General features: G+C 69.1%; 13 protein-coding genes. 5 read left to right on the top strand and 8 right to left on the bottom strand.

The genetic code is table 11. The features are described 5' to 3' along the window. Nucleotides 1-82 precede the first annotated feature (82 nt). The gene (locus OHA17_RS27605) at nt 83-889 is read left to right on the top strand and encodes a TerD family protein (RefSeq protein WP_406508803.1); all 807 of its coding nucleotides are present in this window, start codon (nt 83-85) and stop codon (nt 887-889) included. Nucleotides 890-919: 30 nt separating this feature from the next. On the opposite strand, the gene OHA17_RS27600 is transcribed toward OHA17_RS27605, so the two are convergent. From OHA17_RS27600 to OHA17_RS27575, 6 genes are all read right to left on the bottom strand, one after another. Then, nucleotides 920-1,657: a Tellurium resistance gene (locus tag OHA17_RS27600; protein ID WP_398871411.1), complete on the bottom strand. Its 738-nt coding sequence runs from the start codon at nt 1,655-1,657 to the stop codon at nt 920-922. 153 nt (nt 1,658-1,810) lie between these two features. Beyond that, on the bottom strand, nt 1,811-2,953 hold the full coding sequence (locus tag OHA17_RS27595; RefSeq protein WP_053727175.1) for a DUF475 domain-containing protein: 1,143 nt from the start codon (nt 2,951-2,953) through the stop codon (nt 1,811-1,813). Nucleotides 2,954-3,113: 160 nt separating this feature from the next. Further along, nucleotides 3,114-3,689 carry a TerD family protein gene (locus OHA17_RS27590; protein WP_189960862.1) on the bottom strand — a complete coding sequence of 192 codons (576 nt, stop codon included), beginning with the start codon at nt 3,687-3,689 and terminating at the stop codon, nt 3,114-3,116. Between the two features lie 91 nt (nt 3,690-3,780). Continuing rightward, nucleotides 3,781-4,356 carry a TerD family protein gene (locus OHA17_RS27585; protein WP_189960861.1) on the bottom strand — a complete coding sequence of 192 codons (576 nt, stop codon included), beginning with the start codon at nt 4,354-4,356 and terminating at the stop codon, nt 3,781-3,783. 163 nt (nt 4,357-4,519) lie between these two features. Continuing rightward, nucleotides 4,520-4,978, bottom strand: a complete 459-nt coding sequence (locus tag OHA17_RS27580; protein WP_114035478.1) for a peroxiredoxin — start codon at nt 4,976-4,978, stop codon at nt 4,520-4,522. 114 nt (nt 4,979-5,092) lie between these two features. Continuing rightward, nucleotides 5,093-5,515: a DUF3052 domain-containing protein gene (locus OHA17_RS27575; RefSeq protein WP_053727179.1), complete on the bottom strand. Its 423-nt coding sequence runs from the start codon at nt 5,513-5,515 to the stop codon at nt 5,093-5,095. A gap of 439 nt (nt 5,516-5,954) precedes the next feature. Between OHA17_RS27575 and aceE the strand changes: the two genes are divergently transcribed. Beyond that, complete coding sequence (aceE, locus tag OHA17_RS27570; protein WP_406508802.1) at nt 5,955-8,687, top strand: pyruvate dehydrogenase (acetyl-transferring), homodimeric type; 2,733 nt, start codon at nt 5,955-5,957, stop codon at nt 8,685-8,687. 324 nt (nt 8,688-9,011) lie between these two features. Here aceE and OHA17_RS27565 read toward each other — a convergent pair whose 3' ends face one another. Together OHA17_RS27565 and OHA17_RS27560 are read right to left on the bottom strand one after the other, a co-directional pair. Then, nucleotides 9,012-9,380 carry a peptidase inhibitor family I36 protein gene (locus OHA17_RS27565; RefSeq protein WP_406508801.1) on the bottom strand — a complete coding sequence of 123 codons (369 nt, stop codon included), beginning with the start codon at nt 9,378-9,380 and terminating at the stop codon, nt 9,012-9,014. 162 nt (nt 9,381-9,542) lie between these two features. Beyond that, nucleotides 9,543-11,141 (bottom strand): MFS transporter, encoded by a 1,599-nt coding sequence (locus OHA17_RS27560; protein ID WP_406508800.1) that lies wholly within the window; start codon nt 11,139-11,141, stop codon nt 9,543-9,545. A gap of 137 nt (nt 11,142-11,278) precedes the next feature. On the opposite strand from OHA17_RS27560, the gene OHA17_RS27555 reads away from it, so the two are divergent. The 3 genes from OHA17_RS27555 to OHA17_RS27545 all read left to right on the top strand — a co-directional run bounded on the left by OHA17_RS27555 (nt 11,279) and on the right by OHA17_RS27545 (nt 14,265). Continuing rightward, a complete protein-coding gene (locus tag OHA17_RS27555; RefSeq protein WP_053727196.1) occupies nt 11,279-11,911 on the top strand; it encodes a TetR family transcriptional regulator in 633 nt (210 codons plus the stop codon). 158 nt (nt 11,912-12,069) lie between these two features. Beyond that, entirely contained in the window at nt 12,070-13,281 is a 1,212-nt protein-coding gene (locus tag OHA17_RS27550) for an alpha/beta hydrolase (RefSeq protein WP_053727183.1), read from the top strand. 117 nt (nt 13,282-13,398) lie between these two features. Then, nucleotides 13,399-14,265, top strand: a complete 867-nt coding sequence (locus OHA17_RS27545; protein WP_406508799.1) for a DUF4429 domain-containing protein — start codon at nt 13,399-13,401, stop codon at nt 14,263-14,265. Nucleotides 14,266-14,269 lie beyond the last annotated feature (4 nt).

Here is a 14,269-nt window from a genome sequence, read left to right as displayed (position 1 = left end):
GGCCCGTGCACACTCCGCGAGTACGTCGCGGGACGTACCCGGCCGGGCCCCGCGTTGTCCGCGGGCCCTGCGGGAAGGCAGGATGACGGGCATGACGCACGCGATGCTGAAGGGATCGAACGTCCCGCTGGAAGCCCCGGCCGTACGGGCCGTGCTCCGCTGGTCGCCCGGCGCCGACGTCCCGGACGTGGACGCCTCGGCGCTGCTGCTCGCCGCCGACGGCCGGGTGCGCTCGGATGAGGACTTCGTCTTCTACAACCAGCCGCGCCACCCTTCGGGCCTGGTGCGCCGGCTCCCCAAGAAGCGTGTCGCGGAAGGCCTCACCGACACCGTCGAGGCCGATCTGGCCGCCCTCGACCGCTCCGTGGACCGGGTGCTGATCACTGCCTCGTCGGACGGCGCGACCTTCCGTGCCGTACGCGATCTGCGGATCCTGCTGTTCGACGCGGCGGTCTCGGGGGCCGAACCGGTCGCCCAGTTCGACGTGAAGCCGGAGACCGGCGAGGAGACGGCGATCATCTGCGGCGAGCTGTACCGCCGCGGCGACGGCTGGAAGTTCCGCGCGGTGGGCCAGGGTTACCCGACCGGCCTGGTCGGCCTCGCCACCGAGTACGGCATCTCCGTGGACGACGGCGAGGGCACCGACAGCGCGCGGAGTGCGCCCAGTGCGCCGTCCGTGCCCCAGCCGCTGCCGCAGCACGCGGCCGCGCCCTCGTACGGCTATCCGCATCCCGCACCTCCCGCCCAGCCGCCCCCCGCGCTGCCGTCCTACGGTTATCCGCAGCCGGCCTCGCCGCAGCCCGCCTACGGCTACCCCCAGCCCGCGGCGCCCGCGCCCGACCCCACGTTCGTACTGCCGCCCATGGGGCCGCAGTTCATCCGCCAGTAGACCGCCCGGCGGAACACGGACGGCGGCGGCTCAGGCCTTGGTCTTGTAGCCGCGGCCCCATTGCAGGCCCCAGCCGTACAGGCGGTCCAGCTCGGCCTGGAAGCCGTACACGAACTTCACCTCGCGCCGCACCACCATGTCGCCCTTGATGTTCTCGATGGAGACCACGGCGCAGGAGCGGGCCTCGGGGGCGCGCTCGTCGAGCTCGATCTCGATGCGCGGGCCGTTGCTCGGGTAGAGCGTCACCTTGGCGTGGGTGCGGTCGAAGGCCGGGGTCTGGTCGTAGATGTAGACGAAGACGAGGAGCCGCTTTATCTCGTCGCGGTGGTCCAGGTTGACGAAGATCGTCTCGCCGGACGCCGAGCCGAACCGGTCGTCGCCGCTGCACTCCACGTAGGGCGCCTTGTTGGTGGCGCCGAAGAAGTTGCCCAGCGGCTGGACGACGCCCTTGGTGCCGTCCTGGAGCTCGTACAGGCAGCCCAGGTCGAGGTCGACGTTGACCATGGACTGGGTGTGGCCCTGGACCATCTCCGGCTTGAAGAACTTCAGCGGGTGACGCAGCAGCCGCCCGCTCTGGTCGGGCTTGCCCCCGAAGTCCGAGGTGCGCATCCGCCAGGACAGGTTGACCCGCAGGCTGCCGGTGTTGGCGCCCTGCTTCCCGAGCGAGACCGTGTTGTGCCGTCGGGTCAGCTCGATCGTGTTGGTCGCCGCGCTGCCCGAGTCGAACTGTGAGGCCCTGCCCCGCCACACGCCGTCCCAGAACGCCATTGCCCCCACCCCATAGGTCCGTGAACTGTCCCCGCACACAAAGCCCTGCGGGGCGGCCGGCGAGGCCGAGGCCTCGTGACCGCCCCGCAGAGAGCGTTCCTCAATCCAAGGCGGATCACACGCCCGAGGGCGTGCGCTCCGGAAGCACCGGGGTCACACCCCGGAGCCGACTTCGGCCGGTTCGGTGGAATCCTCGCCGCCGTCCGCCGCGAGGCGCCGGTTGCGGCGCACGGAGGACCAGAAGGACCAGGCGATCAGGATCACGCCGACGAGGCCGGTGATGACCTCGTTGATCTCGTACTGGATGGTGACCAGGAGGATCACGGCGAGCGCACCGATCGCGTAGTGCGCGCCGTGCTCCAGGTAGACGTAGTCGTCGAGGGTGCCCTGGCGGACCAGGTAGACGGTCAGCGACCGCACGTACATCGCGCCGATGCCGAGGCCGAGCGCCATCAGGACGATGTCGTTGGTGATGGCGAAGGCGCCGATGACGCCGTCGAAGGAGAACGACGCGTCCAGGACCTCCAGGTAGAGGAACATGAAGAACGCGGCCTTGCCGGCCATGACGACCGCAGAAACCTTGCTGCCGGTGCGCTCGGCCTCTTCCTCCGCCTCGTGCTCACGCTCCTCGTCCTCTTCGAGACGGTTCTCGAAGTAGCCGGAGAGGCCGCCGACCACGAGGTACGTGATGAGGCCGGCGATGCCGGAGACCAGCACGGTCTGCGCCTTGTCGACGTGCGCGCCGCCGTGCTGGTGGGCGTGGGTGGCGAACGTCATGGAGGCGACGAGCAGGACGATCATGGCGATGCAGACCGACAGCATGTCGATCTTGCCGAGCTTGGCGAGCGGGCGCTCCAGCCAGGCGAGCCACTTGATGTCGCGGTCCTCGAAAATGAAGTCGAGGAAGATCATCAGCAGGAACATGCCACCGAACGCGGCGATCGACGGGTGCGCGTCGGTCACCAGCTGCTGGTAGCGGTCGGCGTCGTTCAGCGCCAGGTCGACCGCGTCGACCGGGCCGATCTTGGCGCTGATCGCGACGATGACGACGGGGAAGAGCAGGCGCATGCCGAAGACGGCGATGAGGACGCCGACCGTGAGGAAGATCTTCTGCCAGAAGGCGTTCATCTTCTTCAGGATTCCGGCGTTGACCACCGCGTTGTCGAAGGACAGCGAGATCTCCAGGACCGCCAGGATGGCCACGACCCCGAAGGCGGTCCACCCGTCGTAGAGCACGGCCAGGGCCAGGCCGATCGCGGTGATCGCGAACGACCAGCCGAAGGTTTTCAGAAGCACTGACTTCCCCATCGTGTAGAGCGGGCCGACCCGACGAAGAGCGGGTCTCCCCCCGCACCGCGCACGGCTTTACGCTGCTGTCTCCCGGGGGCGGCCCCCGGGGCCCCTGGCAGGGACCGCCCCGGACGGCGCTCGACTTGAAGGCAACCGGGTGATCTCTTTAGGAGACGTTGACCCCGAAGTCTAGAGCGATGCCCCGCAGACCCGATGCGTACCCCTGACCAACTGCACGGAACTTCCACTCGCCGCCATACCGGTACAGCTCACCGAAGATCATCGCGGTCTCCGTCGAGGCGTCCTCGCTCAGGTCGTACCGGGCGAGTTCCTGGCCGTCGGCCTGGTTGACGACGCGGATGAAGGCGTTGGCGACCTGCCCGAAGGTCTGGCCGCGGTTGTCCGCGTCGTGGATCGAGACCGGGAAGACGATCTTGTCGCAGGCGGCGGGCACCTTCGTCAGGTCGACGATGAGCGACTCGTCGTCGCCCTCGCCCTCACCGGTCAGGTTGTCGCCGGTGTGCTCGACCGAGCCCTCGGGGCTCTTGAGGTTGTTGTAGAAGACGAAGTACTCGTCGCCGAGCACCCGCCCGCTCGCGCACAGCAGGGCGCTGGCGTCGAGGTCGAAGTCGGCTCCGGTGGTGGAGCGCGCGTCCCAGCCGAGACCGACGAGCACCTGGGTGAGGTTCGGTGCGGCCTTGGAGAGGGAGACATTGCCTCCCTTGGCGAGCGTGACGCCCATGTTCGTGTCCTCCCCGAGAAGTGGAACAGGTGGTGAGCGCGTCCGGCGCCGCACCACAAGAGGTGCGGCGCCGGACACACGAGCGGTCGGCTCAGACGTTGACGCCGAAGTCCTGCGCGATGCCGCGCAGGCCCGAGGCGTAGCCCTGGCCGATGGCGCGGAACTTCCACTCCGCGCCGTTGCGGTACAGCTCGCCGAAGACCATCGCGGTCTCCGTCGAGGCGTCCTCGCTCAGGTCGTACCGGGCGAGCTCGCTGTTGTCCGCCTGGTTCACGACGCGGATGTAGGCGTTGCGCACCTGGCCGAAGGACTGCTGGCGGCTCTCGGCCTCGTAGATCGAGACCGGGAAGACGATCTTGTTGACGTCGGCCGGGACCCCGGCCAGGTTCACCTTGATGACCTCGTCGTCGCCCTCGCCCTCACCGGTGAGGTTGTCACCCTGGTGCTCGACGGAGCCGTCGGGGCTCTTGAGGTTGTTGAAGAACACGAAGTTCGCGTCGTTGGTGACCTTGCCCTGGTCGTTGGTCAGCAGGGCGCTGGCGTCCAGGTCGAAGTCACCCCCGGTGGTGGTGCGTGCGTCCCAGCCCAGACCGACGATGACCGCGGTCAGGTTGGGGGCGGCCTTGGTCAGCGAGACGTTGCCGCCCTTGCTGAGGCTGACTCCCACGAGTCCTCCCAATGGTGTGAGGGGCCGGCTTGGACAGCGTCCCCGTCGTGCGTTGGCATCGGATCAACGAATGGATCCTAGTAACCGGTTCCCGGGTCAAACAGACGATTCGGCCGAACGATCATCGGGTGTCGGCCGGGCGGGACCGGGCACGGTGCCGCGGTCAGATGGTGTCGAGCGCCTTGAGGTACTCGTTCAGGTCGCGGGCGTCCGGCAGGGCGTTGACGACGGTCCAGCGGACCACGCCCTCCTTGTCGATGATGAAGGTGCCGCGCACCGCGCACCCCTTGTCCTCGTCGAAGACGCCGTAGGCGCGGCTTACCTCGCCGTGCGGCCAGAAGTCGGAGACCAGCGGGTACTCCAGGCCCTCCTGCTCGGCGAAGACGCGCAGGGTGTGGATGGAGTCGTTGGAGACGGCGAGCAGCTGGGTGTCGTCGTTGACGAACTTCGGCAGGTTGTCGCGCAGTTCGCACAGCTCGCCCGTGCACACGCCGGTGAAGGCGAACGGGTAGAAGAGCAGCACCACGTTCTTCTCGCCGCGGAAGTCGCTGAGCTTCACGGTCCGGCCGTGGTTGTCCTTGAGCTCGAACTCCGGGGCCTTGGTGCCGACCTCGATAGCCATGGAAACGCCTTCCCTTCAATGGGCCGATCTGGTGAACCCCACCCTACGCACCCCCCTATGCACAGGGCCCCCTCAGGCTGTGCCTGAGGGGGCCCTGTGGGGCGTGAGGGTGGATCAGCGCTTGGGGGACTTCAGGCGGGTGCCCGACCAGTCCTTCCCGACGCTGACGCTCTTGGCCGCCGACAGTCCGGCGGTCTGCGCGGCGTCGTTGACGTCGCTGGGCTCCACGTATCCGTCCCGGCCCGTCTTCGGGGTCAGCAGCAGGACCGCGCCGCCGTCCTCAAGGAGACCGATGGCGTCCACCAGGGCGTCCGTAAGGTCGCCGTCCTCGTCGCGGAACCACAGCAGCACGACGTCGGCGACGTCGTCATAGTCCTCATCGACGAGATCCTGGCCAATCAGGGACTCGATGCCCTCGCGGAGATCCTGGTCGACGTCGTCGTCGTAACCGATCTCCTGGACCACCTGTCCGGGCTCGAACCCCAGCCTCATGGCCGGGTTGGTCCGCTCCTCCGCGTGGTCCGCGGTCGCGCTCACGGCTTGCCTCCTGATCTTGATTCGGTAAGTTCTGCAGCCGCGCGCATACGCGTGGCATTGGGCGTAGTCCACACGGGCGGGACGAATCTCGCAAGTACCCGGCCTCCGAACCCGCCCTTTGGGGGTCAGTGTGGCGGTGTTCAGGGACATCCGCATCCCCGTCGGTGATTCATCCCACACCATTGGTGACTGTTTGCGCCGTTCTGTTCCTTTGGGTACTCCAATCGGGCCCGAACACCCTTCGGGAACGGTTGGCCGGGTTGAGCGTAAGGTTGCGATTTGGCCCGACCCGTCCAGGCCCTGAGCCTACTTCCTGCTCGGGTGACGGTTACCTCTCGGTTACCTCTCAGTAGAGATGACGTTTGCGCCCCAGCGGTACACGATGGGATGCGGCGCAGAATTGGCTGTCTTCCGCATCCCCCGACAGTGAAGGAACAGCGTGGCTTCCGGATCCGATCGCAACCCGATCATCATTGGCGGCCTGCCGAGCCAGGTCCCGGACTTCGATCCCGAAGAGACCCAGGAGTGGCTCGACTCCCTGGACGCCGCCGTCGACGAGCGCGGCCGCGAACGGGCCCGCTATCTGATGCTCCGGCTGATCGAGCGGGCGCGCGAGAAGCGCGTGGCCGTGCCCGAGATGCGCAGCTCGGACTACGTCAACACGATCGCCACCAGGGACGAGCCGTTCTTCCCCGGCAACGAGGAGATCGAGCGCAAGGTCCTCAACGCCACGCGCTGGAACGCGGCCGTGATGGTGTCCAGGGCGCAGCGCCCGGGCATCGGCGTCGGCGGCCACATCGCCACGTTCGCCTCCTCCGCCTCCCTGTACGACGTGGGCTTCAACCACTTCTTCCGGGGCAAGGACGAGGGCGACGGCGGCGACCAGATCTTCTTCCAGGGCCACGCGTCGCCCGGCATCTACGCCCGCGCCTTCCTGCTCGACCGCCTCAGCGAGCAGCAGCTCGACGCGTTCCGCCAGGAGAAGTCGAAGGCCCCGTACGGGCTTTCCTCCTACCCGCACCCGCGCCTCATGCCGGACTTCTGGGAGTTCCCGACCGTCTCGATGGGTCTCGGCCCGCTCGGCGCGATCTACCAGGCGCGGATGAACCGCTACATGCAGGCGCGCGGCATCGCCGACACCTCCAAGTCGCACGTGTGGGCGTTCCTCGGCGACGGCGAGATGGACGAGCCCGAGTCGCTCGGCCAGCTGTCCATCGCGGCCCGCGAGAACCTGGACAACCTGACCTTCGTCGTCAACTGCAACCTCCAGCGCCTGGACGGCCCGGTGCGCGGCAACGGCAAGATCATCCAGGAGCTGGAGTCGCAGTTCCGCGGTGCCGGATGGAACGTCATCAAGCTGATCTGGGACCGCAGTTGGGACCCGCTGCTCGCGCAGGACCGCGACGGCATCCTGGTCAACAAGATGAACACCACGCCGGACGGCCAGTTCCAGACGTACGCCACCGAGACCGGCGGGTACATCCGGGATCACTTCTTCGGCGACGACCAGCGGCTGCGCGCCATGGTCGAGAACATGACCGACCAGCAGATCCTGCACCTCGGGCGTGGCGGCCACGACCACAGGAAGATCTTCGCGGCGTTCTCGGCGGCCAAGGCGCACAAGGGCCAGCCGACCGTGATCCTGGCGCACACCGTCAAGGGCTGGACGCTGGGCCCGAACTTCGAGGGCCGCAACGCGACCCACCAGATGAAGAAGCTGACGGTCGACGACCTCAAGGGCTTCCGGGACCGGCTGCACATCCCGATCACGGACGCCGAGCTGGAGTCCGGCGCGCCGCCGTACTACCACCCCGGACGGGGCTCCGAGGAGATCCAGTACATGCACGACCGCCGACTCGGGCTCGGCGGCTACGTGCCGACCCGCGTGGTGCGTTCGAAGCCGCTGGCCCTCCCCGAGGACAAGACGTACGCGGTCGCCAAGAAGGGCTCGGGCAACCAGTCGATCGCCACCACGATGGCGTTCGTCCGCATCCTGAAGGACCTGATGCGGGACAAGGAGATCGGCAGGCGGTTCGTCCTCATCGCGCCCGACGAGTACCGCACCTTCGGCATGGACGCGTTCTTCCCGAGCGCCAAGATCTACAACCCGCTGGGCCAGCAGTACGAGGCGGTCGACCGCGAACTGCTGCTCGCCTACAAGGAGTCGCCGACCGGGCAGATGCTGCACGACGGCATCTCCGAGGCCGGCTGCACCGCCTCGCTGATCGCCGCGGGTTCGGCGTACGCCACGCACGGCGAGCCGCTGATCCCGGTGTACGTCTTCTACTCGATGTTCGGTTTCCAGCGCACCGGCGACCAGTTCTGGCAGATGGCCGACCAGTTGGCGCGCGGATTCGTGCTCGGCGCGACCGCGGGACGTACGACTCTGACGGGCGAGGGTCTGCAACACGCGGACGGCCACTCGCAGTTGCTCGCCTCGACGAACCCGGGCTGCGTCGCCTACGACCCGGCGTTCGGCTACGAGATCGCGCACATCGTCAAGGACGGTCTGCGCCGGATGTACGGCCCGGACAGCGAGGACGTCTTCTACTACCTCACCGTCTACAACGAGCCGATCCAGCACCCGGCCGAGCCGGCGGACGTCGACGTGGACGGCATCCTCAAGGGCATCCACCGCTACAGCGCAGGCACTTCGGGCGCCATTCCGGCCCAGATCATGGCGTCCGGCGTGGCCGTGCCGTGGGCGCTCGACGCGCAGCGGATCCTCGCCGAGGAGTGGAACGTACGGGCGGACGTCTGGTCGGCGACCTCCTGGAACGAGCTGCGCCGCGAAGCCGTCGAGGTGGAGGAGCACAACCTCCTGCACCCCGAGGAGGAGCAGCGCGTCCCCTATGTCACGCGGAAGCTCCAGGGCGCGCAGGGTCCGTTCGTGGCCGTTTCCGACTGGATGCGGGCCGTTCCGGACCAGATCGCGCGCTGGGTGCCGGGCACCTACCAGTCGCTCGGCGCGGACGGCTTCGGCTTCGCGGACACGCGGGGGGCTGCCCGCCGCTTCTTCCACATCGACGCCCAGTCGATCGTGCTGGCCGTCCTCACGGAGCTGGCGCGCGAGGGGAAGGTCGACCGGTCGGCGCTCAAGCAGGCGGTTGATCGGTACCGGTTGCTGGATGTGGCTGCGGCTGACCCCGGTGCGGCTGGCGGCGACGCGTAGTAGTGCGGGGTGCGGTGGGTGCTGCGGGGGTTTTCCCCGGGCCCCATCGCTTCCGCCTGTTGTGTGTTTGGTGCGGGTTGTCCGTGGCTGGTCGCGCCCACGCGGCGGAGCCGCAAAATGTCAGAGCCCCGCGCCCCTGGCAGGTGACCCCGCACAGACCTTTAGCTGGCCCCGCACAGACAGGTGGAGGGGGCGGGTTCCCTTGTGGGAAGCCGCCCCCTCCACCTGTTCACGGCTACGTCAGAAGACTCCGTTGCCCACGCTCGCCGCGCCCGCCAGCCAGCTGATGGCCGGCAGGGTGTCGATGCGGGCGGGTACTACTCCTCAGCTCTCCCACACCTTGAACGCCCGTACGCGATAAGGGACTTGGGGCATCCAGGTCCCGGCGCCCGGATGCGTGTCGAACTCGGCCGTCTCCGCGCACTCGGCGGACTGGTAGGTCGTGACCGGGCGCCCCATGCGGTCGGCGAGGGACTGGGCGTCGGTGCCCGGCGGCAGCGTGGTGCAGCTCTCCATGTCGATGTGCGTCAGGTCGTACACCTGCCGTGCTCCTTTGAAGCCCGCCTTGCTCCAGAGGCAGAGCTCGCCCGCCGCGCAGTCCCCGAGGCGCGGGCCCGAGGCGGCGTGGGCGGAGGTGGGCAGCAGGAAGGCGGTCGCGGCGAGCAGGGCCACCGTGGTCGTCGTCGTACGCATATGAGGTCAACTCCCGTGTCGATTCGATCCGTTGGATCATGGGAACGCGGGGCCGGCGGGGGCGGTTCCGGGTTCCCGGGGACGTGGGGCGAGATCATCCGGATAGGTGAAAGCCCCGCCGGACCGGGCCGACGGGGCTTTCACGTACGGGAGTTGACGGGATCAGATGTGGCCCGCGCCCGCGGCCGCCTCCGCGTTCTCGCCGCGCTTGGTGAACATGGCGACCGCGGCGGCCACGACCGCGACGATCCCGGCGACCGTGAACGCGCTGCTCATGCCTGACACGAACGTGTCGTGCGCGACGCCCGCGATCTTGGCGGCGACCTCCGGCCGAGTGCCCGGCGCGACCGGGGCGGCGCCGACCGACACGGCCGAGGACGCCTGGGACAGCGGCTCGCCCTCCAGCTTGCCGAGCCCGGCCGCCGACCAGTTCTCCGGCAGCTTGGAGCTGATCTGCGAGGACATCACGGCGCCGAGCACCGCGGTGCCGAGCGAGCCGCCGACCTGCATGCCTGCCTGCTGGAGACCGCCCGCGACGCCGGACAGCTCGATGGGGGCGTTGCCGACGATGACCTCGGTGGCGCCGACCATGACCGGGGCGAGGCCGAGGCCGAGCAGCGCGAACCAGATCGACATGGTGACGGTGCCCGTGTCGACGGTCAGCCGGGACATGCCGAACATCGCGACGGCGGTGCAGACCATGCCGCCGACCAGCGGGACGCGCGGGCCGAGCTTGGTGATCAGGGCGCCCGCGATGGGCGAGGCGACGATCATCATGCCGGTGAGCGGCAGCAGATGGAGCCCGCTGTCGACGGCCGACATGCCGTGCACGTTCTGCAGGTAGAAGGTGACGAAGAAGAGGCCGCCCATGAAGGCGAACGCCATCAGGATCATCAGGACCGTGCCCGCCGACAGCGGTACGGACCGGAACAGGCCGAGCGGGATGAGCGGCTCCCTGACCTTGGTCTCCCACAGGGCGAAGAGGACGAAGCAGATCACAGCGGCCGCGATGAACGCGAGCGTCCTGCCGCTGCCCCAGCCGTACTCCGAGCCCTTGATGAGCGCCCAGATCATGCAGAACATCGCGACCGACAGAAGCACGATGCCGAGGATGTCGAACGACCTCGGCGCGTTCTCCGCGCGGTGGTCGAGCAGGATCAGCAGGCCGAGGACCAGGGCGATCGCGCCGACCGGCACGTTGATGAAGAAGACGGACTGCCAGCTGACGTGCTCGACGAGTACGCCGCCGAGGATCGGGCCGCCCGCGGTGGAGGCGCCGATGACCATGCCCCAGATGCCGATCGCCATGTTCAGCTTCTCGGCCGGGAAGGTGGCGCGCAGCAGGCCGAGCGCGGCCGGCATCAGGAGCGCGCCGAACAGTCCCTGCAGGACACGGAAGGCGATGACGAAGGTGACGCTGTGGGAGAGGCCGATGGCCCCGGAGGCGGCGCCGAAGCCGACGACGCCGATGAGGAAGGTCTGGCGGTGGCCGAACCGGTCACCGAGCTTGCCGGCGGTGATCAGCGAGACGGCCAGGGCCAGCATGTAGCCGTTGGTGATCCACTGGACGTCCTGCAGCGAGGCATTGAGGTCGTGCTGGATGGCCGGGTTGGCGATCGCCACGATGGTGCCGTCGAGCGCGACCATCATCACGCCGATGGCCACGGCGAAGAGCGTCAGCCAGGGGTGGCCGCGCAGCCCCTTGGCCGGCGCCGGTATCTCGTCCTGTGGCGCCTTTTCGACGGTGGTCTGACTAGTCATGCGATCCAGGCTAATGTCAGCCGCTGACAGTTGACAAACCATTTCACAAGTCGGTAGCTGTCACGTGGCTCACAGCTAAACTGAACACGCCGAATTGACTGAAAGAGGACCACGAAGTGACGGTGGAGCAGCGGCCCATGGCGCCGAGCGGCGGCCTGCGCGAGCTGAAGAAGCAGCGCACCCGGGACGCACTGCTGCGGGTGGCCCTGGAACTCTTCACCACCAAGGGGTACGAGCAGACGACCGTCGACGAGATCGCGGACGCGGTCGACGTCTCGCAGCGCACCTTCTTCCGCTACTTCGCCAACAAGGAAGCCGTGGTCTTCGCGGCCCAGGACGCCATCGAGTCGCACTTCGTCGACGCGCTGCGCCAACGGCCGCCCGCAGAGGGCCCGTTCACCGCCATGCGGCGTGCGGCGCTCTCGGCCTGGGACACCATCGAGGAGCTCCTGTCCCCCGTCGTGCCGGTCACCCTGTACATGCGGACGTACCAGGTGATCGAGTCGACCCCGGCGCTGCTCGCGGTCCATCTGCGCCGCTCGGCGGAGGTGGAGGAGCAGGTCGCGCGGCTCATCGCCGAGCGCGAGGGCCTCGACATCGACACCGACCCGCGCCCTCGGGTGGCCGTGGCCGCCTTCACCGGCGTGATGCGGGTGGCGGGCGGGCTCTGGGGCCAGGGCGAGGACCCCAGCGTGGCCGCGATCCGCGAGCTGACCGCGAGCTACCTGGACCATCTCGGCCCTGCCTTGGCCGACGACTGGCGCGCCTGACTCACGCCGCGAGGGTGACGGCCGACACGCCAGGACCGCACCCCGGACGTACGGAGCGTGCGCCCGCGCGCGCTCTTGGTGAGACCACCCCCCGGTCAAACGTGATCTGAGTCACTGTCAGCCCGGTGGACCTCCAGGGTCTCCTACTGTGGTCAGCAGTGACTTCCTTCGACTCCTCCCCCACACTGAACGCCTGGCGCGCGCTGCTCGCGCTCGCCGTCGTGTTCGTCATGCTCGCGACCTCCGGCTGGACGGCGATCCGCGGCCACGCAGGCGACTCCGAACCGCGTGCGAAGGCGCTCGCCGCCTGGGCGCGGGGCACGATAGACGGCCACAAGCTGCCCAAGGCGGACGCCACCGCCCAGCAGCTGGCACAGTTCTTCGGCTCGCTCACCCCCGCCGAGCAGGGCACGCTCGCCCACCAGTACCCGCTGGTCGTGGGCAACCTGAACGGTGCCCCCGTACCGCTGCGCTACCGGGCCAACCGTGTCGCGCTCACCGAGGCACGCGCGGTCGAGGAAAAACGCATGGTCGACACCAGGCTCTCGGCCGACGGCCGCCAGGACGCGGGCCGCCGGATGCACAGGTTCGACTCGCTGCTCGACGACGGCCGCCAGATCCTCGCCTTCGATCCCTCCGACACCGGCCGGGTCGCGGAGGTCTTCGGCGACCTGGACCACGCGGAGCGGGTCTCGGTGATCGTCCCCGGAGTCGACACCGACGTCCTGACCTTCGAGAAGACCAGCAAGAAGAACACCGCCCCGGTCGGCATGGCCCAGTCGCTGTACGCGGCCGAGCAGGCGGCCGCGCCGGACACCCGGACCGCCGTCATCGCCTGGGCCGACTACACCGCACCGGCCGGTCTCGGCATGGATGCGGCCATCGGCAAACTGGCCGAGGACGGTGCCGTACGGCTGTCGGCGATGGTGCGCGCGCTGCCCGGGAAGTCCTCGGTCGAGCTGTTCTGCCACAGCTACGGCTCGGTCGTGTGCGGCGTCTCGTCGCGTCAGCTGCCGCCCCGGGTCAGCGACATCGCGGTGGCCGGCAGCCCCGGCATGCGGGTGCGCAACGCCGCCCAGCTGGACACCTCGGCGCGGGTCTGGGCGATGCGGGACAAGGACGACTGGATCCAGGACGTGCCGTACCTGGACGTCGCGGGCCTCGGCCACGGCGCCGACCCGGTCTCGGCTGCCTTCGGGGCGCGGGTCCTGTCGGCGGCCGGAGCCATCGGCCACACCGGCTATTTCGAGCCGGGCACCAAGAGCCTCGCCAACTTCGCCGCCATCGGAGTTGGCGCGTATCAGACGGTCGGCTGCGCCGACGGCGGGGCCGGCTGTGGCAGCGGGATTTCCGACCGGCCGGCGGCTTGACGGGCACTGTGACGGGCTGACACGCGTAGACACCGCGTGATCGCCGGAGCGGTCGCGCGATGGCGGGGTTTTCTCCGAGGGGGGACGCGCGGGCGTGCGCCGCCTACGATGAGGCGCATGGGTGATGTGCTGGCCGGAATTCATGCCACCTGGGAGTTCGAGTCCGACTCCGTGCTCATCCGCTTCGAACGGGGGATCCGTGCGCCGAAGCTGTTCCAGGCGCTGCGCGAACGACGTATCCCCCACGAGGCGTTGGAGTCGGTGACGCTCGCCCCGGGCAAACGCGGCACGGTGGTGCTGCACGCGGTGCCGAGACCGGGCGCCGACCCGCTGATGGATGCCGCCGCGGGCCAGTTGAAGGAGTCCTGCGACCCCTACCGCCTGGTCCTTCCGGCCGAGCGCGAGACGCTCGCCGAGTACTACGCGGACGAGCTGCGGGACGCCTTGCCGCCGGACGCCTCCGGACCCGCCGAATGCCATCTGGTGGCGGCGCCCGAGGCCCCGCTGAGCTTCAAGGCGTACGACGGCAGGGCCGCCTTCGACGGCCGGCAGGTCACCTTCCGCTGGTTCTGGACGGGCGCGTCCTCCGAGAAGTGGAAGGCCGGCGACCAGACCTTCCCGGTCGCGGCGCTCAGCGGCGTCGAGTGGCGCTCCCCCGAGGTCTTCGACGGCCACCTGCGCCTGCTGCGCCGCGAGGCCGACGGATCCGCCGCCCAGGCCGACCGGGACCCGGCGTCCGTGGTCTTCGGCCTCGGCTACGGCCCGGTGCACGAGTCCCTGCCCTTCGCGGCGGCGGTCCTCGCGGCCGTACGGGGCGGAGGCGGCCCCGCCATCCCGCACCAGCCGGTCCCGGTCGCGGCGGGCAGGCGCGACCCCGCGGACATCGCGGAAAGGATCCGCCACCTGGGTGACCTGCACCGGGCGGGCCTGGTCACGGACGACGAGTTCACCGCGAAGAAGACGGAGCTGCTCGCGGAGCTGTAGAGCG

Origin of the sequence: Streptomyces sp. NBC_00212 (genome assembly GCF_045206365.1) — a bacterium.
In the GTDB taxonomy this organism is placed as follows: Bacteria; Actinomycetota; Actinomycetes; order Streptomycetales; family Streptomycetaceae; genus Streptomyces.
The sequence above is the reverse complement of the archived record's forward strand: the minus strand, read 5'-3'. Positions and strand labels throughout refer to the sequence as shown.